At 61.4% G+C, this 22,561-nt stretch carries 21 protein-coding genes; 7 read left to right on the top strand and 14 right to left on the bottom strand.

Going from position 1 to position 22,561, the window contains the following annotated elements; genetic code table 11:
• Window positions 1-86 precede the first annotated feature (86 nt).
• Window positions 87-1,229 carry an alpha-hydroxy acid oxidase gene (locus C3Y91_RS22190; RefSeq protein ID WP_024319470.1) on the top strand — a complete coding sequence of 381 codons (1,143 nt, stop codon included), beginning with the start codon at window positions 87-89 and terminating at the stop codon, window positions 1,227-1,229.
• A 65-nt stretch (window positions 1,230-1,294) separates the two neighbouring features.
• Here C3Y91_RS22190 and C3Y91_RS22185 read toward each other — a convergent pair whose 3' ends face one another.
• Genes C3Y91_RS22185 through C3Y91_RS22175 form a run of 3 tightly spaced genes read right to left on the bottom strand, consistent with a single transcriptional unit; the run spans window position 1,295 to window position 4,854 of the window.
• Entirely contained in the window at window positions 1,295-1,735 is a 441-nt protein-coding gene (locus tag C3Y91_RS22185) for a hypothetical protein (protein ID WP_018073867.1), read from the bottom strand.
• Window positions 1,732-3,060, bottom strand: coding sequence for a phosphatase PAP2/dual specificity phosphatase family protein (locus tag C3Y91_RS22180; RefSeq protein WP_130692417.1), 1,329 nt, complete (start codon window positions 3,058-3,060; stop codon window positions 1,732-1,734). Before C3Y91_RS22180 ends, C3Y91_RS22185 begins: the two co-directional genes overlap by 4 nt.
• Before the next feature lie 9 nt (window positions 3,061-3,069).
• Window positions 3,070-4,854 (bottom strand): bifunctional alpha/beta hydrolase/class I SAM-dependent methyltransferase, encoded by a 1,785-nt coding sequence (locus tag C3Y91_RS22175; protein ID WP_018495250.1) that lies wholly within the window; start codon window positions 4,852-4,854, stop codon window positions 3,070-3,072.
• 200 nt (window positions 4,855-5,054) lie between these two features.
• On the opposite strand from C3Y91_RS22175, the gene C3Y91_RS22170 reads away from it, so the two are divergent.
• From C3Y91_RS22170 to C3Y91_RS22155, 4 genes are all read left to right on the top strand, one after another.
• Entirely contained in the window at window positions 5,055-5,666 is a 612-nt protein-coding gene (locus C3Y91_RS22170) for a CDP-alcohol phosphatidyltransferase family protein (RefSeq protein WP_018495251.1), read from the top strand.
• A 245-nt stretch (window positions 5,667-5,911) separates the two neighbouring features.
• Window positions 5,912-7,069: a PspA/IM30 family protein gene (locus tag C3Y91_RS22165; protein ID WP_168575791.1), complete on the top strand. Its 1,158-nt coding sequence runs from the start codon at window positions 5,912-5,914 to the stop codon at window positions 7,067-7,069.
• A 5-nt stretch (window positions 7,070-7,074) separates the two neighbouring features.
• The gene (locus C3Y91_RS22160) at window positions 7,075-7,722 is read left to right on the top strand and encodes an OB-fold-containig protein (protein ID WP_130692421.1); all 648 of its coding nucleotides are present in this window, start codon (window positions 7,075-7,077) and stop codon (window positions 7,720-7,722) included.
• Complete coding sequence (locus C3Y91_RS22155; protein WP_130771794.1) at window positions 7,719-9,473, top strand: flotillin family protein; 1,755 nt, start codon at window positions 7,719-7,721, stop codon at window positions 9,471-9,473. The genes C3Y91_RS22160 and C3Y91_RS22155 overlap by 4 nt, the downstream gene beginning before the upstream one ends.
• Window positions 9,474-9,608: 135 nt before the next feature.
• Here the strand turns inward: C3Y91_RS22155 and C3Y91_RS22150 are convergent, their stop codons facing one another.
• The 8 genes from C3Y91_RS22150 to C3Y91_RS22115 all read right to left on the bottom strand — a co-directional run bounded on the left by C3Y91_RS22150 (window position 9,609) and on the right by C3Y91_RS22115 (window position 15,110).
• Entirely contained in the window at window positions 9,609-10,349 is a 741-nt protein-coding gene (locus C3Y91_RS22150) for a metallophosphoesterase family protein (protein WP_168251214.1), read from the bottom strand.
• A gap of 3 nt (window positions 10,350-10,352) precedes the next feature.
• Window positions 10,353-10,709, bottom strand: coding sequence for a hydroxyisourate hydrolase (gene uraH, locus C3Y91_RS22145; protein WP_018073859.1), 357 nt, complete (start codon window positions 10,707-10,709; stop codon window positions 10,353-10,355).
• Window positions 10,706-11,206, bottom strand: a complete 501-nt coding sequence (locus tag C3Y91_RS22140) for an ureidoglycolate lyase (protein WP_018073858.1) — start codon at window positions 11,204-11,206, stop codon at window positions 10,706-10,708. Before C3Y91_RS22140 ends, uraH begins: the two co-directional genes overlap by 4 nt.
• A 5-nt stretch (window positions 11,207-11,211) precedes the next feature.
• A complete protein-coding gene (locus C3Y91_RS22135) occupies window positions 11,212-11,574 on the bottom strand; it encodes a HepT-like ribonuclease domain-containing protein (RefSeq protein WP_018073857.1) in 363 nt (120 codons plus the stop codon).
• The gene (gene uraD / locus C3Y91_RS22130) at window positions 11,571-12,071 is read right to left on the bottom strand and encodes a 2-oxo-4-hydroxy-4-carboxy-5-ureidoimidazoline decarboxylase (RefSeq protein WP_018495258.1); all 501 of its coding nucleotides are present in this window, start codon (window positions 12,069-12,071) and stop codon (window positions 11,571-11,573) included. Before uraD ends, C3Y91_RS22135 begins: the two co-directional genes overlap by 4 nt.
• Window positions 12,071-12,994, bottom strand: a complete 924-nt coding sequence (gene puuE / locus C3Y91_RS22125; RefSeq protein ID WP_018073855.1) for an allantoinase PuuE — start codon at window positions 12,992-12,994, stop codon at window positions 12,071-12,073. The genes uraD and puuE overlap by 1 nt, the downstream gene beginning before the upstream one ends.
• A 115-nt stretch (window positions 12,995-13,109) precedes the next feature.
• Entirely contained in the window at window positions 13,110-13,817 is a 708-nt protein-coding gene (locus C3Y91_RS22120; protein ID WP_168251215.1) for a DUF1045 domain-containing protein, read from the bottom strand.
• Between the two features lie 114 nt (window positions 13,818-13,931).
• The gene (locus C3Y91_RS22115; protein WP_130662045.1) at window positions 13,932-15,110 is read right to left on the bottom strand and encodes an NAD(P)/FAD-dependent oxidoreductase; all 1,179 of its coding nucleotides are present in this window, start codon (window positions 15,108-15,110) and stop codon (window positions 13,932-13,934) included.
• Between C3Y91_RS22115 and mnmC2 the strand changes: the two genes are divergently transcribed.
• Window positions 15,109-15,852 carry a tRNA (5-methylaminomethyl-2-thiouridine)(34)-methyltransferase MnmC2 gene (mnmC2, locus tag C3Y91_RS22110; protein ID WP_024319461.1) on the top strand — a complete coding sequence of 248 codons (744 nt, stop codon included), beginning with the start codon at window positions 15,109-15,111 and terminating at the stop codon, window positions 15,850-15,852. The two genes, C3Y91_RS22115 and mnmC2, sit on opposite strands and share 2 nt — an antisense overlap.
• Before the next feature lie 33 nt (window positions 15,853-15,885).
• Here mnmC2 and C3Y91_RS22105 read toward each other — a convergent pair whose 3' ends face one another.
• Window positions 15,886-19,257 (bottom strand): response regulator, encoded by a 3,372-nt coding sequence (locus tag C3Y91_RS22105; protein WP_024319460.1) that lies wholly within the window; start codon window positions 19,255-19,257, stop codon window positions 15,886-15,888.
• A gap of 317 nt (window positions 19,258-19,574) precedes the next feature.
• Between C3Y91_RS22105 and C3Y91_RS22100 the strand changes: the two genes are divergently transcribed.
• Window positions 19,575-19,883: a hypothetical protein gene (locus C3Y91_RS22100; RefSeq protein WP_003561784.1), complete on the top strand. Its 309-nt coding sequence runs from the start codon at window positions 19,575-19,577 to the stop codon at window positions 19,881-19,883.
• Window positions 19,884-20,008: 125 nt separating this feature from the next.
• Here the strand turns inward: C3Y91_RS22100 and C3Y91_RS22095 are convergent, their stop codons facing one another.
• Both C3Y91_RS22095 and C3Y91_RS22090 read right to left on the bottom strand, forming a co-directional pair.
• A complete protein-coding gene (locus C3Y91_RS22095) occupies window positions 20,009-21,394 on the bottom strand; it encodes an MFS transporter (RefSeq protein ID WP_168575790.1) in 1,386 nt (461 codons plus the stop codon).
• Between the two features lie 194 nt (window positions 21,395-21,588).
• Window positions 21,589-22,536: a dihydrodipicolinate synthase family protein gene (locus C3Y91_RS22090; protein ID WP_024319458.1), complete on the bottom strand. Its 948-nt coding sequence runs from the start codon at window positions 22,534-22,536 to the stop codon at window positions 21,589-21,591.
• Window positions 22,537-22,561 lie beyond the last annotated feature (25 nt).

Below are 22,561 nucleotides of genomic sequence, written 5' to 3'. Positions count from 1 at the left end.
CAGCCCGGCACGGCCAATTTCCCATAACGCTCCCGCGAAATTCATGTTATGGCCGATGGCCGCATTCAGATGTGAAGGTTCAATTCATGGCCGCTCCGCTCACCATCGCTGACCTGAAAAAGCTCGCACGGCGCCGTGTGCCGAAGATGTTTTTCGACTATGCGGATTCGGGCGCCTGGACGGAATCGACCTACGCGGCGAACGAGAGCGATTTCAGCCAGATCAAGCTGCGCCAGCGGGTGATGGTCGATATGACCAACCGCACGCTGGCAACGACGATGATCGGTCAGAAAGTGTCGATGCCGGTGGCCTTGGCGCCGACCGGCCTGACCGGCATGCAGCATGCCGACGGCGAGATGCTGGCGGCTCGCGCCGCCGAGGAGTTCGGCGTTCCCTTCACCCTCTCGACGATGAGCATCTGCTCGATCGAGGACGTCGCTTCGGTGACGACGCGCCCTTTCTGGTTCCAACTCTACGTGATGAGGGACAAGGATTTCGTCCTCAACCTCATCAACCGCGCCAAGGCCGCCAAATGCTCGGCGCTGGTGCTGACCGCCGATCTGCAGATCCTCGGCCAGCGGCATAAAGACCTGCGCAACGGCCTGTCGGCGCCGCCGAAATTCACCCCGAAACATGTCTGGCAGATGGCGACCCGGCCCTTCTGGTGCCTCGATATGCTGCAGACCAAGCGCCGCAGCTTCGGCAATATCGTCGGCCATGCGAAAAATGTCACCAATATCGCCTCGCTCTCCGCATGGACACACGAGCAGTTCGACCCGCGGCTATCCTGGGCCGATGTCGCCTGGATCAAAGAACAATGGGGCGGCCCGCTGATCATCAAGGGCATACTCGATCCGGAGGATGCGAAGGCGGCCGTCGACACCGGCGCCGATGCGATCGTCGTCTCCAATCACGGAGGCCGCCAGCTTGACGGCGCCCCCTCCTCGATCAGCATGCTGCCGAAGATCGTCGACGCCGTCGGCGACCGCATCGAGGTCCATCTCGACGGCGGCATCCGCTCCGGCCAGGACGTGCTGAAGGCCGTGGCGCTCGGTGCCAAGGGCACTTATATCGGCCGCCCCTTCCTTTACGGTCTCGGCGCCATGGGCAAGGAAGGCGTGTCGCTGGCGCTCGGCATCATCCGCAAGGAGATGGACATCACCATGGCGCTCTGCGGCAAGCGCGACATTAACGATGTGAATTCGTCGATCATCGCCGGACGGCAGTAAACCTGCCGGAGAAGCCAGCTTAGAAGAGGCGCGAGCCAGCCATCATGCAATCGACCGCATGCGATTCAGCATAGCGGCAGGCCGTCGCTTGCATCGAACAGAAGGATCGCGAAAATCACCAGACAGATGGCGAGGGCAAAACGCTGCCGCCAGACGATGCGGCGCGACCCGGCAATCCGCCTCTCCAAGCCAAGCGGCGCCCCGCCAGGCTTGCGAAGCTGCATTCGGGACAACAGGTCGTCGACGGCGGCAAGGCCGGCGGCCTCTGTCTCGTGGCTCGACGCAAGGCGAAACAGCAGCGCATCGAAGAGGAGATGGACCGCCAGCGCAAGGACCATCACGCAGAAAACGAGCATCAAGAGCCAGCCGAGCAATGGAACGAAGCCGCGATATCCCACGGCGATCGGGCCGGCAATCAGTGGCAGCAGCGCTGCCAGCCCGCAGCATATCGAATTGCGGCCGAGACTTCGCGCAGCCGCCGAGGCCGTGACATTCCACTGCGTCATTGCAAGCCCTCCGTCACGGCATGGAGGCTTTCCGCGGGCAGATGAACACGCCACCCTGTCCGTTCGACCCGCCGCACGGCTTCGGCTGGATCTTCGCAACGTCGGCTGATGAGCAGCCAATGCACGATGACGCAGGCACTCCGCTGGAAGCCGAGTGCACAGCAGACGAGGACCGGCCCTTGGTGGCGCGCAGTCTCGATGAGGTTCGCCGCGGCGAGCGTCTGGATCTTGTCGAGGGCCGCAAGATCAAGTGTGGGAAAGCTGCACCAGCGCGCGCGCGTCCCGCCCGGGCGCTGAAGTTCACCGGTCATGTCGATCACCGTGGCAAAACGGTCGGCCTCGTGGCGACGCGGAAAACGACCGAGATGGACGCCGTCGGCGATCACCACCGATGCCGGCATTCTCCGGGTCCAGAGCCGAATGTTGATGAGAGCGCCGAGCCGATAAGGTGCCAGCAGCCAGCGGCTGGTAAGCGTGGCCCGGCCATCGACGCGTTTCTGGAATATTTGCGGGCCGGCGCCGAAATATCCGAGCGCGACGATCGCCAGCGCAACAGCCGGCCAGAGCAACAGAAGGGCTGCGGCCGAGAGAGGCGTGCAGAGCGCTCCAAGACCGAGAAATACGACGGCGCCGCACAGATAATAGAAGCCGAGACGGCGCGACTTTGGATCGCCGCTCATCGTAAAATTCGCGAGAGGCGAACCGGCATCGCGCGGAAAAAGCCAGATGGCAAACAGACCGAGCAGCATGCCGGTCGGTATGTCGATGATGTGATGCTGCCACGTGGTCAGCACGGAGACACCGATCAGGAAGCACCAGAGGTGCCAGAGAAGCCGCACCTTCCGCGGCAGCCGGCCGCGCAGATGATCCCAGATCACCACCAGGAGTGCGATATGGAGCGACGGCGCTTGATTGAACGGCTTATCAAAGCCACCGAGGACGGCGAACATGAAGCCCGGCAGGCCACTCGTTGCCGGCCGCACGAAGGTCGCTTCGAGCGGAAACGCGATAAAGCAGGCTACGGCTACTATCTGGATCGTCAGATAACGCCTCGCCAGCCTATCCACATCGCGCGGCACCGTGTTGATGAACAGGCAGAGTGCATAGAACAGATTGATCGACCAATAGGGAATGATCGTCCATCCGAGGAACGGAATGGCGCTTTCCCATGCGAAGGCGACGTTCGGCACATGAGCGCGTTGCGATGCCAGCCAATTGGCGCCGCCATAGCTCAGATAGAAGGACGGCGCCAGGAAGGCGAGCCAGAGCGCTGCCCGCTTCGGGACCAGCGCTGTCTGGGAAAAAGTTGAACGTACCTTCTCCACGCTTTGCCCTCAGACTCTCTCGGCCAGCGAGACGGTGAAAATGCCCCACTGGTCGATCCGCTGCTCGATCTTGCGGAAACCGGCTGCGGCAACCAGCTGGTCCATTTCCTCTTGCGTCCGCCGCCGCATCACCCACGCCTCGCCGCCGCGGTGCGACGTCAGGGCGCGGGCGATCATCTCCAGTTGCGGATGCCATGGCTGGTTGGTGTAGACGAGCAGACCACCGGGCTGCATCGCGCGGGCGATCCCATTGAGCGAAGCGGCGATCAGCGCATTGTCGGAAAACAGCTCGTAAAGGCCGGAGACGATCGCGAGATCCGGAGCCGGCGTGATTGCAGCCAGCCCCTCGCGGTCAAAGGCATCCTGCTGGCGGAAGCTCACGAAATCACTCAGTCCGCGTGTGGCAATGCTCTTGCGGCCGGCGTCGACGTTGATGGAGGAATAGTCCTGCAACTGCGCGCTATCGGGACGCACGGCAGCCGTCTCGATCGCATCAAGGACATAACGGCCATGCCCGGCCGCTATATCGAGCATGTGGGTACTGCGGCCGGCGGCTTTCAGGCGCTGCAGCGCGCGGTCGATCAGCTCCTGCAGGTGCAGCTTGCGCTGCCTGATGCCGCGCCAGCCGATCGCCTCGAGGAACACCTTGTCGATCAAACGCCCGCCGGGACCAAGCCCGCGCGGCTTGTTCTCGTAGACGTAATCGAGCGTCGAGCCGGAATCAAAACCGGTCTTGACCCCAGTCCTTATGCCTTCGGAGACCAGGGCGCCGATCTTGATGTTGAGACGGCTGAGCGCCCAGTAGACGCCGCGTGGAGATGTGGCATCCAGCGGGCTCGCGAGCCGGTCGGCCTCGTCCTTGGTATAGCCCTGGATATGGGCGGTGCGAAGATCAGCAGGCGCCCGAGGCTCGGCGAAACGCGCGTCGATAAAACGGCGGACCTCGGCCAGGGCAATCGCGCGGTCCTTTTCGCCGAGCGTGTCATGGTAGAAGCCGGCAAGCACATGCCGTTCCTTGATGCGGCTGCCCAGGTTTTCGTAAAACCGGTGCTGCGGCGCGTGTCGAACCACCCAGTCGCTGCCGGAGATCAGCAATTGGGTCGGAACGGTGATGGCGCGGGCGTCACCGACGACGCGGGCTGCCGCCTCATAGAGCTGCAACAGGATGTTGGAGGCAATCGGCCGGGAGATCAATGGGTCGGATTCGTACGAGGCGATGCGCTCGGGATCATGCGTCAGGAACTTCGCCTTGACATAGGAATTGACGAAGAACGTTCCCTTGAGCTTTTCCCAGAGTGCAATGCCTTCTTTGGCAAAAGGCACGTAGAGCTTGACGCTGAATGCTGGTGAGGCAAGCACCAGCGCACGGATCGGCGGCGCATAGTCGTGCACCCAGGTGGTGGCGAGGACCGCGCCGACGCTCTGTGCAATGACGGCGATGTTTTCGACAGCAGTGCCGCTTGTCTCGCTTACATGGCGGACGAAGCAATCGAGATCACGCGCCGAGGCAGCAAAGGATGGCGAATAGCCGCGCTCTCCCGGTGAACGCCCTTGGCCGCGTGCATCCCAGGCGTAGAAGGAAAAATCATCGAGGCCGAGCTCGGTGGCGAGATGGGCGACGCGGCCGCTATGCTCGTGGCCGCGATGGAGAAGAATGATTACGCCCTTCGGTGCAGCGCCCGTCGAAGGCCACGTCCGATAGAAGAGTCGAGTGCCATCATGCGACTCGAATTCGGATTCACGCATTGGTCTGGCCGTCGAGGACGGTTGCCCACTATCGGCAGTTTGCAGCACGGTCTTCTCCAATTCTGATGGGTGGATGGGTTGCAACCATTGACGGGAACAGTGATTTGTCTTCATTGCAAAAGTCTAGTCGCAAATGTAAGCCCTTTGCGAGAACCGATATGAAGTGTGGCCTTCCTCAAAATACGACGATCTGCACCGCCCGGGCCGGGATAGACTTTTCCGATGCCACGAAATTCCACTGAGGTAGCATGTCTGTCTATCAATTGAAGTCCAGATTTCAAAATATTCTTCGCCCTCTGGTGCGCTCCCTCGCGGCACGAGGCGTCACCGCCAATCAGGTGACTTCAGTTGCCGCCGCCGTCTCGGTTGCATTGGGCCTTTTTCTGAGTGTCGCCCCGCTTCCGCATTGGTTCCTGCTGGTGCCTGTATGGTTTCTCCTGCGCATGGGCCTCAACGCCATCGACGGCATGCTCGCACGCGAACATGGACAGAAGAGCATTTTAGGCGCGTATCTGAACGAGATCGGTGACGTCGTGTCGGATGTCGCCCTGTATTTGCCGTTTGCGCTCATCGATCCGAACGGCTTGGTACCGGCGATGGCCGTCATATTCCTCTCGGCGCTGACGGAATTTACCGGCGTTCTGGGTCAAACGGTCGGGGCAAGCCGGCGTTACGACGGGCCGCTGGGCAAGAGCGACCGCGCGGTGCTTTTCGGCGCGCTCGGCATCTTTGTCGCGGTTGGCGGTACGTTTGCAGCATGGACTTCGTGGCTTTGGGCGGTGGTGGCTCTACTTCTCATATGGACCATCCGCAACCGTATCAGCGCCGGTATTCGCGAGGCGCACACGGCCGCCCGATAGGGAGCGGAGCCGATCTGCTGCTGCCAGTTCTTCCATCGGCAAATGTGATCCGGAACTGTATCGAGGCTTTTTGCCGCCGGTCACGCGTTAGGCTTCAAGGGTCCGTAACTCTTTTCAGCAGGCTGCTCACTGCCGCCGGCGGTGGCTCGCGACATATCTCGACAATCGATGCTGCCTCTGTCCTCCTAACCGCACGTTAAGTCCAGGTTGTATTTTTAGCGCCACCTCTTGAAAGCACAAAAGCGGTGCTTTATGTTTTACCTATGGCTACCACAGGCAAGACACCGCATCCATCACTGCTGCGTTACACGCTGGCGCCTGACGACAGTGCCCGGCAGGCGCTTGATGACACCATTGCCGCCTATCTCAGGATGATCGAAATCCTGACCGGCCTCGTCACCGACAGGACGGGCGCCAATCTTGTCGTGCTGCATGACCTTGCCTATGAAACCGTCCGCGAGCAAACGGGCTTGCCGGCAAGGCTGGTCACGCTCGGCCTTCGCGATTTCGCCGCCAATCGCGGCGTCACCGCCGATCCACCGCATCTGCCGCTCGATGACAAGCTCTTCGCCATCAAAGGCCCCGCGGACCTGACGATCGCCACGGTGCACGGACGTGTTGCCGTGCCCTTCGATGTCGCGGGTTATTCCAGGGGATGGGAGAGTATTTTTCCGGCCTACCTCGTTGCAGGCCAGGATCGCTACGAGATTCACATCGGCGTTACGCCGAATTCCGCTCGGATGGAGGAAAACATGACGAACGAAGGCATTCTCTCACGTATGGGCCGTCTGATCGCGGGCATCGCGAATGCGGCGGTCGACAAGGCGGAAGGCGTCAACAAGATCGCCGTCATCGAACAGGCGATCCGCGAAATCGACGCAGCGGCGGATGAGGCCCGCACCGATCTCGGCAAGGCGCGCGCCGAGGAATATCGCATCCAGAGCCGCAGGGACGAAATCGTCGAAGACCTGAACGCGCTCGACCAGAAGATCCGCCTCGCTGTCTCGTCTCAGCGCGATGACCTGGCAAAGGCCGGCGTTGCCCGCCAGATCGATCTCGAATCCCAGATCGCAGCTCTGGATAAGGCACTGGCCGATGCCAGGGAACAGCTGGACGAAGGCCAGAAAGCCTTGCAGGCCGTGCTCGCCACGCGCCGCGAGGCGGACGCTCGCCTTGCCGATTTCAAGCGCAGCATTGCCAGGCATCCCGAACACGCCGCAACCAGTCATAGCCAGCCCGCACCGGGTGCAGATGCTGCCCGCGCTGCCGCGGCAGTCTCTCGGCTGACCGGAGTTCCCGCTGGCGAGCATGCCCATAGTTCCGAATTGGACGAACTCGACCGGTTGCACCGCGAACAGGCGATCGAGGCACGCCTCGCACGCTTCAAGGGGGATAACCGGTAACGCCGATGGCCCTTCTCTTCGCACCCGAATGTGCTCCCTTTGCCATCGCCGCCGCCGTGCTTGCAGGTCTGACCGCGATCGAGATGCTCGCGATGGTCATGGGTTTTTCTGTGACGGAATTTCTGGGAAAGCCGGAGGTTCATGGCCATGACGGCATCCTGGCATACCTGTCCTGGCTCAATCTCGGCGGTGTCCCCCTGCTGATTCTTCTGATGATGACACTCGGCTTCTTCGCGATGACGGGGTTTACCTTGCAGGCCGTCGCCAGCGCCTTCTGGGCGCCGCTGCCAAGCTTCATCGCCGTCATACCTGCCGCGCTCGCAACCATCCCCATGGTCAGGGCATCGAGCAGAACTGTGGCACGGCTCGTACCGCACGACGAAACCTATGCCGTCGATCTCGACGCCTTCCTCGGCCGGACCGCCGAGGTGTCGATCGGCCCGCTCGATCAGGGACTGCCGGGCCGCGTCCGTGTCAAGGATCAGCACGGAAACTGGCATGTGCTTCGAGCCCGAGCCGCCAAGGGCGAGGGTCCGCTTGGGATCGGCGCTTCGGTTCTTCTCGTCGATCACAAGGCAAATGTCTTTATCGCCATTCCCGCGCCGGTCGACCCCACCGATGCGAACAATCAATCTTTCAGGGAGCAGCAATGATGTACGACGTTATTCTACCAGCCGGCATTGGGATTGTTCTGATCTTCGGCATCGGTTTTGTCCTCGCCTCTCTTTACACGCGCTCCAGTCGCGATGAGGCCTATGTGCGCACCGGTCTCGGCGGCCAGAAGGTCGTGCTCGACGGCGGTTCAGTCGTCCTGCCGATCTTCCATTCGACCGCCCGGGTCAACCTGAAGACACTGCGCCTCGAGGTTCGCCGCGGCGAAGGCGATGCGCTGATCACCAAAGACCGCATGCGCGTCGATATCGGCGCCGAGTTCTATGTGCGCGTGAAACCCGATGCCTCCTCGATTGCGCTTGCAGCTCAGACACTCGGCAACCGCACCAACGACGCCGAGGCCCTCCGCATCTTGATCGAGGCGAAATTCGTCGACGGCCTTCGCTCGGTGGCCGCGACGATGAATCTCGACGCGCTGCAGGAACAGCGCATGGATTTTGTCAAGGCCGTGCAGGAAGCTGTCGGCGCCGATCTCCAGTCGAACGGTCTCGAACTCGAATCCGTGTCGCTGACACGCCTCGACCAGACCGATATCAAGCATTTCAACGCCAACAACTTCTTCGACGCACAAGGCCTGGCGGCATTGACCCGCATCACCGAGGGACGCAAGAAGGAGCGGAACGAGATCGTTCGCGACACCGAAGTCGCCATCGCCCAGAAGGATCTCGAGGCCCGCCAGCAATCGCTGACCATCGAGCGGACGAAGCGAGAGGCCGAACTCAGCCAGGAAAGAGACATCGCCAACAAATCCGCGGCGACACGCGCCGAAACCGCGCAGCAGGAGCAGGCCGCAAAACGCGCCGAGGAGGAAGCCCGCATCGCTTCCGAACAGGCGATCGCCGAACGCGAGGCATCCGCCAAGCAGGCTCGCGAAAGCGCCAACATCGACGCCGCCCGCGCCGTCCAGCAACGCGAAACCGAAGCCAAGCGTGACCTCCAGATCGTGGCACAGGAGAGCGCGATCGCCGTTGCCAACAAGAGCCGCGAAGAATCCGAAGCGAAGGCGGCTGCGGAAACGGCCCGCGCGCTGGCGATAGCGGCGGAGGAAAAAGTCGGCACCGCCAAGGCGATCGAGATTGCCGAACGCGAAAAGCAGATTGCCGTGATTGATGCGCGCAAGAAAGCCGAGACGGAAGCAACCGCCGTCACCGTCGGCGCGGAGGCCGAAAAACAGGCAGCAAGCGACCAGGCCGAAGCCATCAAGACGCTCGCAACCGCCGAGGCGGATGCGGCGATCATCAAGGCCAAGGGCATTCTCGAAACCGGCAAGGCCGCGGCCGAGAGCGAAGCATTGCTCAACGACGCGCGCAACAAGTTGAGCTCTGCTATCATCGAGTTCGAGATCACCCGCGAACGTATCCGCATCATTCCGCAGGCGCTCGCCGAGGCCGTCAAGCCGATCGAGAAAATCTCCGATATCAGGATATTCGATACCGGCGGCATGCTCGGCCGCGGAAACGGAGCGACCGGCGGAAACGGCATCGGGCTCGGCGAAGGACTGGCCAGCCAGCTCCTCTCCTATCAGGCGAATAAACCGATCCTCGACAAATTGCTGAAGGAAGCCGGCTTCGACGGCGACGATGCCATCTCATCTCTTCTCGGAAATCTCGATGGCGCAAAACCGGCAAGACCTGCAACCGCCGCAGCCCCGGCAAAGCCGGCATCACCGGCCGCAGCCCCGACACAAACGATCATCCCTCCGGCCCTTAAGCCGGCACCAAAGAAGGACTGATCACCGCACAAGCGGGTCTGGACTAGAACAGGATGATTTTAGGCCGGTTCGGCCTAAAATCTGAATCCTGTTCTAAATTAAATAGTTAGAGCATGATGTCGCCCGAAAACCGCACACACTTTTCGGCATCCTGCTCTATCTCACCCAACCCGTTGCCAGCGCGCCTGCCCAGTCGGCACGGCCCCTTTCGGCGGCCAGTGCCGACATCGCCATATAGTCGTAGGCGACGGTTCTGAACTGCCATGTCCATCCGCCCGCCGCCTTTTCCAGAATGGCATAACTCGCCAGCGGATGGCCGGCTTCCACCTTGTGGTAATAGGGCAGCTCGTCGTCATAGGCCGGGCAGCCGACGCTGCCGGGATTGACGATGAGGCGGCCGTCGGAAAGTCGGACAGCGCGGGGAATGTGACTGTGGCCGGAGAGGATCAGCGGCAGGTCGATGCCTTCGGCCAGTGCCGCGATCGCTTCGATCGGCTTCAGGAAGACGAAGCCCTCCGGCGAGACCGATTCCAGCCAGTAGAGATTGTCGTCCTTCGGCGTTGCGTGGCAGAGATAGATCTCGCCGCGATAGACGGTATCGAACGGCAGGCTTCGTATCCAATTGAGATGAGACGACGACAATTGACCGTAAGCGGCGGCATCCGAAGCATGCATTGCCGCCGGGTCCTGTTCGATCAGGTAGCGGTCGTGATTACCACGGACCGAGGTCAGGCCGAGCGGCATCAGCAAGTCTGCCGTCTTGCCGGCCTCGAGCGGGCCGCTGAAGAAATCACCGAGATTGACGATCTCATCGATCCCCTGCGCACGAATATCCACAAGCACGGCCTCGAGCGCCAGATGGTTTCCGTGGATATCGGCAATTGCCGCAAACCGCATTTTTTAGCTCCCTCGGTAGGTGGAATAGCCATAAGGCGATATCAGTAACGGCACATGGTAGTGCGCCGCGACGTCGGCAATACCGAAGCGGATCGGCACGAGATCGAGGAAGGCGGGATGCGGCAGCGGCGTGCCGCTGGCCCTCAGATAATCGCCGGCGTGGAAGACCAGTTCATAGATGCCGGCACGGAAACTTTCACCAACGAGGATGGGGCCGCCATCAACCCGGCCGTCGGCATTGGTCTCGACCGTCTTCAGATGTCTGCGGATCTCGCCGTCGAGCTGGAAAAGATCGATCCTCAGGCCCTCGGCGGGCTTGCCGAGGGCGGTGTCGAGAACATGCGTGGTCAGTCCGGTCATGGGTCTGGCTCGTTGATCGTGAAAGGGGTTTCGAAGAAGTATTCTTCCAGATTATTGCCCGGCCCGTCGCGGTCGACGACCAGGAAATCTGAGGCTTGCTCGAGCGCCATCAGCGGATGATGCCAGACATTGCGGCGGTAGTTCACACCCTGGTCGCCGCGCGCGAGAAACACCTGCGGCCTGCCCGGGCGGCCGTTCTCATCCTCGGAGACGATGACGAGAAAGGGACGACCCGAGACCGGCGAGAAACTCTGGCTGCCGAAGGGATGGCGCTCCATCATGCCGACGTCATAGGGGAAACTGCGCGGCTGGCCACGAAAGAGGTTGATGATGACGCGTGCGCCCTCACCCGTCGCCTCAGTGGCGGCCAGCGCATGAAAACGCTCCGTCGTGCCACCATTGATCAGCCGCATCGAGGCCGGATCGGCTTCGATCACCTCACCGAAGGGAGCAAAGACGGATCTGGTGAGCGGGCGGACGTCGAGAAGCTCAGTCAATTACCTTACTCGCCTTGGGCATGCCAGTTGCGGACGCCATCGATCGCGGCAAGAAGCTCCGGCAGCGTGCGCTGCGTCGCCTCCCAGATGTCGGAGGGATCGAGATCGAAGACGTCGTCGAGGATTCGGTTGCCCGTCCCGCAGATTTTCGTCCACGGCAAATCGGGATGCTCGGTTGCAAATGCCGGATATGTCACCAGCAGACGGGATGCCGCCACCCCGATGGTGAAATGGCAGAAGGCAACCGCCTTGAAGATCAGTTTATCCCCGGCGAACGCCTCCCCATCCATTCCTCCGACAAAGAGCAGCGCATCGGATGCCGCCTCTTGCATATCGTTGAGATAATCGACAGCGCGCCGCTCGCTCATTCAGCCTCCGGCAGCATCGATGTGAGGCGCAGCAGCGCGATCTTTTCGACCTGCGCCGTTGCGGTCGCGAATTCCTCGTCCTGCCCGTTGCCGATGCGTGTTTCGAAGGCCGACAGGATGTCGTCCTTGCCAAGTCCCTTGACGGCGATGATGAAGGGAAAGCCGAATTTTTCGACATAGGACGAATTGAGTTCGGTGAAGCGGGCATGTTCGGCCGGGCTCAGGCGATCGAGACCGGCGCCGGACTGTTCCTTCCGGCTGTCTTCGGTGAGTTCGCCTGATATTGCGAGGCGCCCGGCAAGATCTGGATGGGCGCGGAGCACACCGAGGCGCTCCTGTGGGCTTGCCGTCCGGAAGACGGCGGCAAGGGCCGCATGCACGCCGGCCGCCGTCAGCGGCCCCGTCACGTGGCCAGCGTCATAGGCGCGCTCGGCGATGAAAGGCGAATGTTCAAAGACGCCGCCGAAGCGGGAGACGAAATCCTCGCGCGACACCATCAGAGCGCTTCCGGCTGATGGTGCTTGTGCCAATGCTCGGCGATCTCGATGCGGCGTGGAATCCAGACATTGTCGTGCTTCAGCACATATTCGATGAAGCGTTTCAGCGCCGCTGCCCGGCCGGGACGTCCGACGAGGCGGCAATGCAGGCCGACCGACATCATCTTCGGGCTGCCGGCCTTGCCTTCCTCATAAAGTGTGTCGAAGGCGTCTTTCAGATAGGTGAAGAACTGATCGCCGGCGTTGAAGCCCTGCGGCGTTGCAAAACGCATGTCGTTGGTTTCGAGCGTATAGGGGATGATCAGGAAGGGTTTCCCGTCGACGCCCTTCACCCAGTAAGGCAGGTCGTCGGCATAGGAATCGGAGGAATAGAGGAAACCACCCTCCTCCTGCACCAGTCGAAGCGTATTGTCGGAAGGCTTGCCCTGGTACATGCCGTAGGGCCGCTCGCCGGTGAGTTCGGTGTGCAGGCGCACGGCTTCGAGGATATGCTTGCGCTCCAGATCCTCAGGAAAATCCTTGTATTCCAGCCAGCGGTAGCCGTGGCTGGCGATCTCCCAGCCGGCCTCCTTCATCGCGGCAACGGCCTCGGGGTTGCGGGCCATCGCCAGCGTCACGCCGTAGACGGTTGCCTGCACCTTGAGATCGGTGAACATTCGCCAGAGCCGCCAGAAGCCGGCACGCGAACCATACTCGTAGATCGATTCCATGTTGAGGTTGCGCTGCCCTGGCCAGGCGGCCGCACCGACGATCTCCGACAGCAGGTTTTCGGAAGCCGCATCGCCGTCGAGGATCGAGCTTTCGCCGCCCTCCTCATAGTTGATGACGAACTGCACGGCGACGCGTGCCTCGTCCGGCCATTTCGGATCGGGCGTCAGACGCCCGTAACCTACGAGATTGCGCGGATAAGTCTCGGATACCATCAAATCACCTTCTGAAAAGACGGGGAACGGTAGCATCCGCAGCCGGAATGTCGAGACGGAAACTGCTCGACCAGATTTTGTCTTGGCAGCGCAAGGCCTTAGCTCATCGGCATCCTTAGGCGATCCTGCGCGCGCTGACCTTGCCCATCGGATGCAGCGAATGAACGCGGAAAGGGCCGCCCGTGCCCTCCTCGATCATCAACGCCACGTTCGAAACCGTGACAGGTTCGCAGAGGACAGGCTCGAAGATCGTCCGCAGCACCGGCTCGATGCGCGGCATATCGATCATGTTGACGGGGCCCGTCACCGGCATATGAAAGCGGAACTCCTCCATCACATAGGGATTGCCCCAGCGATGCAGATTGGCAAATTGCGTCGCCGACAGCCCGTCCGGATCGCTGCGTTCAATCTCGGCCTCGCTGAGCGGTGCGCGGAAACGATCGAATTCCTGCACCAGCGCCGAGGCAAGATACTGGATCTGCTCGCAGGGAACACTCGGCAGCAGGCTGTAGAAATTGCCGAGCCGGGCGACTTCGATACGCGGAATCTGGAAGGGAACGAAAGTCCCGGAAAAACGCATCAAATCGCGCAGGAGTTGCGATTCGGACATGTCGTGGGACAGATGAAACGGCGCCTTCAAAACGCCGTGAAAACCGTAGCGCCGGGGCACGGCGGTATGGAAGGCGATCTCGTGAATGCCGAGGCCACGAACTGCCGGAGGCTCCATCATATCGCCCGAAAACACATTTCGGCCAAGCCAATTGGCGGCCACGAGCGACAGCGGGTCGCTCGCCGGGGGCGTGAAGCAAATGGCATAGCGCATGCAATTTCCTCCATCAAGGAAATGAGCGCCGTCCAGATCCGGCGCTGTCGATGCGCAAGCAGATAGGTGATTTGCATGACAGAATAACGAAACGCAGCGGCGCCGAATTCACGTTTAACGTGAAGCCACCGCGATGTGGCTTGAAATAGCGAAGCTTTCCGGCAGCAAAAATCCGCAGTCTGTATCGCCTGCGATACATATCGTCGCCTCCGCCAGCCTGTGGGCGAGCCCGAAGCTGACCTTGAAGCCGCCGGTCAGCGCGATCAGGCGCCGGTGATCGGGATGGCGGCCGATCATTGGATCTCGGTCGATCGCCTTCGGGCGAAGCCCCGCCCAACGCTCGACAACGGGGGCATCGCGAAGGGTTGGCACGATGCCGCGCGCCGCCTCGATCAGCACGTCGAGCTGGGCGTCGGTCGAGGTGGGATCCTCAAAACGGTTCTCGCTGGTGCTGCCGATTGCCGCGTGCCCGCCCTCGTGCGCGACGACATAGAGCCCGTCGAAGAAGATCGTCGGCAGCGCCGGGTCGATATCGGCTTTCAATAGCGCTGCCTGCCCCTTGACCGGCTGGCCAAGCGGTTGTTTCAGCCCCGCCGTCAGGCCCTGCAACAACGGAAAGGATTGATGACCGGCAGCCAGGATGCAGTGACCGAAAGCGATGGTTTCACCGTTTATTTCGGCCGTGCCGCGATCGGGATCGAGATCGGCGATCCCGGCATGCTCTCCAATTCGCACATGCCCTGCTCGCCGCAGGAAAGCGACGAGCACCGCAATCAGCGAGCGCGGCGCCACGCGGGCAGCGAGCGTGTCGTGCACGAAGCCGCTCTCGCCGGCAGACGCCTCGATCCAGCCGTCCACATCAGGCCTGTCGAGCACATGCCAGTAGAAACGGCGGTCGCCCGCCCGCCAATGGCGTTCGGCATCCCGGGAGTGACCGAGCGCTATTTTGTTGAGATGCGGCTTCGGCAGCGGGATCACCCGCCCGGACCTGGTATAACCGGCGGAAAGCCCCGTTTCGGCTTCAAGCGCGGCGATCTCAGCTTCGAGCGAGACCAGTGCATCGAACTGGAACTGCTTCTTCTCAGACCACCGGTCCGGCATATGCGGCATCAGCGCGCCAAGCAAGCCGCCGCTTGCACCTTCGCCCAATCTGCCGGCGTCAGTAACAAGAGTACGGATGCCCCGGCGCTCGGCATGGACGGCCGCCCAGAGACCCATGATGCCGCCGCCGACGATCAGCAATTCGTAGGACGATTGACCTGAGACCGGCGCAGGACTATCGGCTTTTTCCATGACAGATGTGAACCCCGATCAGATTGGCGCGGGCGCGCCGCAGCCGCTCGAATGGCGCGACGGCGATATGCCCTATTCCACAGCCTTTGGCGATCATTTTTATTGCCAGACCGATGGGCGGCTGGAATGCGGCCATGTTTTTCTCGCCGGCAATGGCCTGCCGGAGCGCTGGAACGGGCGGCAGAAATTCCTGATCGGAGAACTCGGCTTCGGCACCGGCCTGAACTTCGCCGAAACCTGGCGGCAATGGAAACTCCACCGTGCAGACAGCCAGCACCTGCATTTCATCTCCTTCGAACTCCACCCGATGCGCAGCGAAGAAATCGGCCGGGCGCTGTCGCACTGGCCGGAGATCGATGCCGAACGCGAGGCGCTGACGGCGACGTGGCCGCAAACACCCACGGATACCATCTCGCTCGATCTCGATGGTCAGACGACGCTCAGCGTCGTCTGCGGCCATGCCTTGGACGGCGTCGCGGCAGCCAAGCCCGGCTTCGACGCCTGGTATCTCGACGGCTTCGCTCCGTCGCGCAACAGCGATATGTGGTCGGAGCAGTTGATGCGGCTCGTCTGTGAGAAAAGCGCAGCGGGCGGCACTTTCGCCACCTATGCGGCGGCCGGCTTCGTGCGCCGCAACCTCATCGCCGCGGGCTTCGCCGTCGAGCGCCGCAAGGGCTTTGCCGGCAAGCGCGAAATGCTCTGCGGCATCAAGGCATCACCCGATCAGCGTGCAGATCAGTAGCCATTCAAAGTGCTACAGCGTCCTTTTCGCGTCTTAAAAGATGCGCGGCGCTGTAGTGCGCTCCGGCTGCTGCTCGCTTGTTCCGAGCCACTGGCGGATTTTTTCCTCAAGCAGCTCGGGGCTGATCGGCTTCGACATGTAATCGTCCATGCCGGCATCGAGGCAGAGCTCGCGGTCGCTTTCGAGCGCATGGGCGGTGACGCCGATGATCGGCACTCGGTGGCCCTGCCCCTTTTCCCGTTCGCGGATCGTCTGGGTCGCCTGATGACCGTTCATGACGGGCATCGAGACGTCCATCATGATGATGCGCGGCGTATACCGCTCCCAGGCGGCGACCGCTTCCTCGCCATTGTCGACGACGAGGAAGGAAAGACCCGTGCCTTGCAGGATCTGTGTGAAGACGATCTGGTTGACCTCGTTGTCCTCGGCGACGAGCACGTCGACGAATTCAGCAGCCCGCTTCTGCGGCACGAGTGCGGGCGCGGGCACGGCCGCTTCCGTCTGCAGCCGGGCGATCTCGGCCTCGGAGGCCTGTTTGACGCGGCTGGCGCGCACCACCTCGACGACGGTGTTGCGCAGCACGTTGGCGCGCGCCGGTTTCATCAGATGCGCATGGCCGTTCAGCGCCGCGAATTCCTTCTCCGTGCCCGAAATATCCATCGACGTCAGGAAGATGATCGGCAGTTCGACGAAGCGGGGATCGGCTCGTAGCCTGCGCGCGACATCGGCACCGTTCATATCGGGCATGTGATAATCGAGCACGACGGCATCGACGGTGACGCCAAGATCGGCAGCCGCCTCCAGGATCGCAAGACCGGTACCGCCACCCTCGGCGGCCACGCCGTCAAAGCCCCAAAGAGACAATTGCTCGGTCAGGATTCGCCGATTCACTTCATTGTCGTCGACGACGAGGATGCGCGCACCCTGCACGTTGATCGGCAACGGCTTCGGCTCAAGGCGGGCGGCCGCGACCGCAAACGGCAGATTGACGGTGAAGACCGAACCCTTGCCCCATTCGCTGTCGACGTTGAGATAACCGCCGAAGAGGTCGACGAGCCCGGCGGTGATCGCAAGACCCAGGCCGGTACCCTCATGCCGCCGGGTCGATGAGGCATCCACCTGCGAGAACTTGTCGAAGACGGATTCGAGCTTCTCCGGCGGAATGCCGATACCGGTATCCTCGATACGGATGCTCGCCATGATCTCGCCGCCGGCAGCTGTCTCGAAACCGACATCGACGAAGACATGGCCGCGCTCAGTGAACTTGACGGCGTTGCCGACGAGATTAGTGACGATCTGACGGAAACGCCCGGCGTCGCCGATGACGGCGGCGGGCAGATCGGGTGCGGCCCGCACCAGGAGCTCGATGTTCTTCTCGGCGGCGTGTGAAGACAACAGTGTCGCCACGTCCTCTACCGCTTCGGTGATGTCGAAGGCGGCTTTGCGCAGTTTCATCTGCCCGGCATCGATCTTCGAAAAGTCGAGGATGTCGTTGATGATCGTCAGCAACGCATTGCCGGATTTGACGATGATGTCGACGAATGTCTTCTGGCGGGTATCGAGATTGGTCTTGGCAAGCAGTTCCGCCATCCCAAGCACGCCGTTCATCGGCGTGCGGATCTCATGGCTCATATTGGCAAGGAATTCGGATTTGGCGCGATCGGCGGCTTCGGCGCGCGACAGCAGCTGGCGTAGTTCCTCTTCGCGGCTCTTGAGTTCGGTGACGTCAGTAAAAAGCGCCACCCAATGCTGTCCCCGGCTGACGGTCGCATCCATGTTCACCCAGCGCTCGCCGCCGACGTGAAAGGCCGTGGAGATCGGCAACCTGGCCGCGATATTGTCGCGCCAACCCTGCAGGGTTTCAGCCGCCGCATCGTGGAAATCGCCACGCGCCGCGCAATATTCGAACATGCCAATCCAACCCTCGCCACGCTCGAGATAGGTGGCCGGAATCTGCAGGATGTCAGAAAGCGCCTCGTTGGACATCCTGATGATGCCGTCCTGAACGATGGCGAGGCCCTGCGGCATGGCGTGTGTCGCATCGCGCATCATTTCGCCGAGCCGCTCCAGCGCAGCGCGGGTCTCGTGGATCTCCTTTTCCCGCTCACGCACGGCCGTGATGTCGGCATAGGTGAGCAGGATTCGGTCATTCGAGATACGGCGGCTATCGAAGATGACGGATTTGCCGCCCGCCCAGCCGAGCTCGATCGGCTCGGGCTCCTCGGTCTCGAACAGGTGCTTGCGGAAATCGTAGATCTCCTCGGGCGTCTGCGTGCCGTCGTAACGACCGAGCTCATAATTGCGGCGGATGACGTCGATGAAGGGGCGGCCGTCGAATGGATCGTCGAGTGGCAGCTCCCAGATGCCGTAGAACTCGTCGTTGACGTAGAGGATCCGGTGGTCGTTATCGAGGATCAGCACGCCGACCGGCAGCGAGCGGAGGATATTCTCGATGTCCCGGTGCAGCAACTCTTTGTGTTTCTGCGCTTCGATCAGCGCCTTCTCTCGTTCCTTGAGTGGCGAGATGTCCGAAAAAGAGCCGACGACATAGGGCCGTCCATCCGCCGTCACGACGCGATTGACGCGCGAAAGGACGGAATAGATATGGCCGTCCTTGCTCGGCAGCAGGCTTTCGATTTCCTTCGACGTGCCTCCCTCCAACGCCAGCAGGTTTTCCTGGTAGATCGCCTCGCCGCCGTCCGGACCGAACATTTCGTGTTCGGTCATCCCGAGGACCCGAGAACGGTTATGGCCGCTGAAGGTTTCGTAATATTGATTGGCATAGACGAGGCGATGCTTCTCATCGCGCACGAAGGCAGCGACCGGGAGGTCCTCCAGGATGGTCCGCAGCAGGTCGAGCTCATTGACGCTCTCGTGCCAGGCCGTTTCGCTGATAGCCGCAGGTTTTGCGCCGTTGCGATAGGCGGCGTTGACGACCAGCGGCCGGCCATCCCCAGCAAAGATGCCGATCGGATGGTCGTGCTGTTCCAGCGCCTCGCGCACGCGGGCGAAATCGGCGGCGACGTCGCTATCGTCAACGGCGCGGCGCGGCGGCTCTCGCACTTCGAAAATGCCGAGCACATAAGCCCGGTCGGCCGATGGCGAAAAGCTTTCTATCTGTATGCGTTCATGGCTGAGGCCCGCCGCATCAAAGCAGATGGCGTTTTCCTCTGTGCCGAACACCAGCGCACGGCGTTCCTTGTCCTCACGATCCTCTTCCTCGGGACGGTCAAGAAGCTCGCGGCTGCGCCTACCGATGAAATCGGAGATCTCGCGGCCTAGAAAACGGGCATAGGCCTCGTTGACAGCGATGTAGCGCAGCTCGCTGTTCTTGACATAGGCCGGGGTATCCAGATCAGCGATCCGGCGGCAAGCCAACTCCAGAAGTTCCCCGGCTGATTTCAAAAATATCGCTCCCGCAATGAACGAAATATCGACTACAAAAACTATAACGCCAAGGCTTTTAACAAGGTTTTAACCATAAATTTCGACAGCGGAATTTTACGAGCCGGCTCACGAGGCTGAAGATAATTCGAGATGACCAGCTCCGGCTTGCACGAGACTGAAAGGACGCCGGCAATAATTCCTTTCGACGTTGGGATCCGTTGAAATCATGACGAAAATTTGATGCCGAAACGGCTTGCGCGGCCATTGCGCTGCCGCGATCCGGGCCAAGTCTCGGCATGGCTTTATGGAAGCCATGCCCATGAAAGGAAAATACCATGTCCGTTCTTCATAAGACCATGGCGACGGGCCTGATCGCCCTGACCTTTGCCGGCGCCTCGCTCGCTACCGCCACCACCGCCGATGCCCGTCCACGCGATGCCTTCTGGGGCGGCCTTGCAGCCGGCGTCGTCGGCGGCGCTCTGCTGTCGGAGGCCGCCCGTCCCGCCTACCCGGTCTATCCCGCCTATCCGGCTTACCGCCCCTATCCCGTCTACCGGACCTACTACCGGCCAGACTATTGCCACTTCGAATGGTTGCACGATGATTGGGGCAATCCCTATCGCGTTAAAGTCTGCCAGCGATAGCGCAAACCGCATCCGGCGGCGCTTGACCTCCCGGCGGCGCCGACCGAGTGCCCTCACCAACGACCAAATGAAACTGGCGGATTTTCATCCGCCAGATCAAGCCGATCAGACCGTATTTTCAACCGTTACGGAGAAAGCTCCTCCAGCACGCGATCCTTGGTTTCTACCGCAAACAACATCGTGATGATTGCACCGACGATCAGAATGGCTGCGAAGCTCGCAAAGACATACTGAATGCCCATGGAAGACATCACCGTGCCGACGATGATCGGGCCGGTCGACGATCCCAGGCGAAGCCAGGCACTGCCGGTTCCGGTTCCCAATGCCCTCAGGCGCGTCGGGTAGATCTCTGCCGAGTACAGGTAAAGGGAGAATGTGACGGTCTGGACGATCGCATAAGCGAGGCCGGCTAGAACCAAAACCTGGATGGGAGAGGTCGCGCCGAGCCATGCGAGAGCCAGCAGCGGCACGGGAGCGAGAAGCAGCGCCCCCGTGTACCAGCGTTTGCGTCCCACCTTGTCGATGAGCAGCGCGCAGATGACAGCGGCGATGACGCCTCCGACTGATGTCAGGAACCCATAGAAGATGCTGGTTTGAAGCGGGAGGTTGAAGACCTGTCGATACAGGGTCGGCAGCCAGGTGATCGTACCGTTGGCGACCGTATAGGCAGTGAACCACATTGCCCAGATGGAAAGCGTCCGCTTCAAGTAGACGCCCTGGAAGAGCTCGCGCCAGTCCGACTTGCGGTGGACCGGCGCCTGGAGGAGCTTCGGTTCGGGCAATTCCTTGCCGGCTGCACGAGCACTTTCTTCCATGCGGGTGACGATAGCGTTTGCTTCGCCATAGCGGCCGTTGGCAGCCAGCCAACGCGGTGATTCCTTCAGGAACCAGCGCAGAGGAATCATGATGATTGCGGGAACGAGACCGACGACGAACATCGCCTTCCAGCCGTAAACCGGTACCATGAAGTAGCCGATCAGCCCGGCGCCGACGAGGCCCAGCAGGAACATGACCTCATAGAGGAGGAAGAACTTGCCGCGCCCCTTCGATCCGATCAACTCGTTGATATAGGCGCTGGCGACCGGAACCTCGCCGCCCGTGCCGATCCCCTGGACGAAACGGAAGGCCATCATCATGCCGGCCCCGGCGGCAAACAAGCATGCGACATCCATGCTGACGAAGAGCAGGATCGTGAACAGAAGAACTTTCAGCCGGCCGACCTTCTCGGCAAGCCAGCCAAACAGGATCGCACCGATCAACTGCCCCAGATAGCCCATCGACAGGATCGTGCCGGTCTGTGAGGGAGTCAGGCCCCACTCGCGGACGAGGACGGGCATGGCATAAGCAATGGCGATGACCGTGTAGCCGTCGAAGAACGTTGCGGCGCCGACGATATTGCGCGCCCAGAATACCTCGCGGGTGATGGGAAGGCGCTCCAGACGAGCGCTGATTTCGGCCTGAGGATCAGCGGCATTCGCCGTCTCAGCCGGCATAGGCTGCATGACATTCATTGGTTCCTCCTTCTCGCCCCGTGGACTACCACTCTCCCGGCCAGGGGCGCTCCTGCTTGATGGTTGCTACTGCGCGTCAGTTCGTCACGTCAGAGCAATGGCCTTCAAAGACGTTCAAGTCTGCGGCGGGTTTCCATGGTTTCCTCCTCCCTTGGGAATGCGCCCCTGCGACCTGCGCAGGGGCGTCAAAGAGGTCACTCGGCTGCCAGCAACTGGTCAACGCGACCGATACCGGCGGCGTCGAAGGCAGCAAAGATCTCTGCTTCGGCCTTTTCGCCAAGGTTCTTCAGCGGCTCGCGGATCGTGGCGTGATCAAGGATACCGCGGTGGACAAGGCCGAGTTTCAGGGCCACGGTGCCTTCCATGTGAGAGCCACGGTGATAGACGGCACGCGTCACCGGAAGAAGGCGTTCGAAGACCTTGCGCGCTTCCGGATAGTCCTGTGCCTTGCCGGCTTTGATCAGGTCGATCAGCAGCTCGGGCGCGATATTGCCATAACCGACGAGCAGACCGTCGACATCGAACATGGTTGGCAGCAGCCATTCATCGTGGCAGCTCAGAACCTGCAGCTTTGGATTGGCTTTCTTCAGCTCCGGAATTTCGACATACCAGCGCTTCATATTTCGCACGCCGTTCTTGGTAGCGACGACGCCTTCCTGGGTGGCAATCGCAAGCTGTGTATCCAGATCGTATGATGCCTTGGTGGCGTCGGGATACTGGAACAGGATGCACTGGAGGCCAGACTCCTGCCAGATTGCCTTGTAGCGATCCTGAGGCGCTCCCTTCTGAAAGCCGAAACGCAGCCAGCCGTGGTTGGGATAGACGAGCGCGCCGGTAGCCCCAGCAGCCTTGCATTTCCTGGCCTCTTCAGCGGCGACCCTCGTGCCTTCACCGGTAATCCCGGCAATGATCGGAACGGCACCGTCGACTGCTTCAACATAAGTGCGGATGAGAGCGAGGCGCTCCTCTTCCGTGAGGAAGGTGCCCTCACCGGCATGACCGAGGATGACGAGGCTTTTGACGCCTTCCATCGAGACCAGCCATTTGGCGAGTTTGGCGTTGGCTTTGTGATCAACTTCACCGTCGCGGGTGAAAGCGGTAACGGGGGCCGGGCTCAGCCCGCGCATATCCATCGGTTGCATATTGGTCTCCTCCTTCGTGCGATCG

The organism is Rhizobium ruizarguesonis (assembly GCF_012349115.1).
GTDB lineage: Bacteria > Pseudomonadota > Alphaproteobacteria > Rhizobiales > Rhizobiaceae > Rhizobium > Rhizobium ruizarguesonis.
Note: the sequence above shows the minus strand (reverse complement) of the source record. Positions and strands in the feature narration are given on the sequence as shown.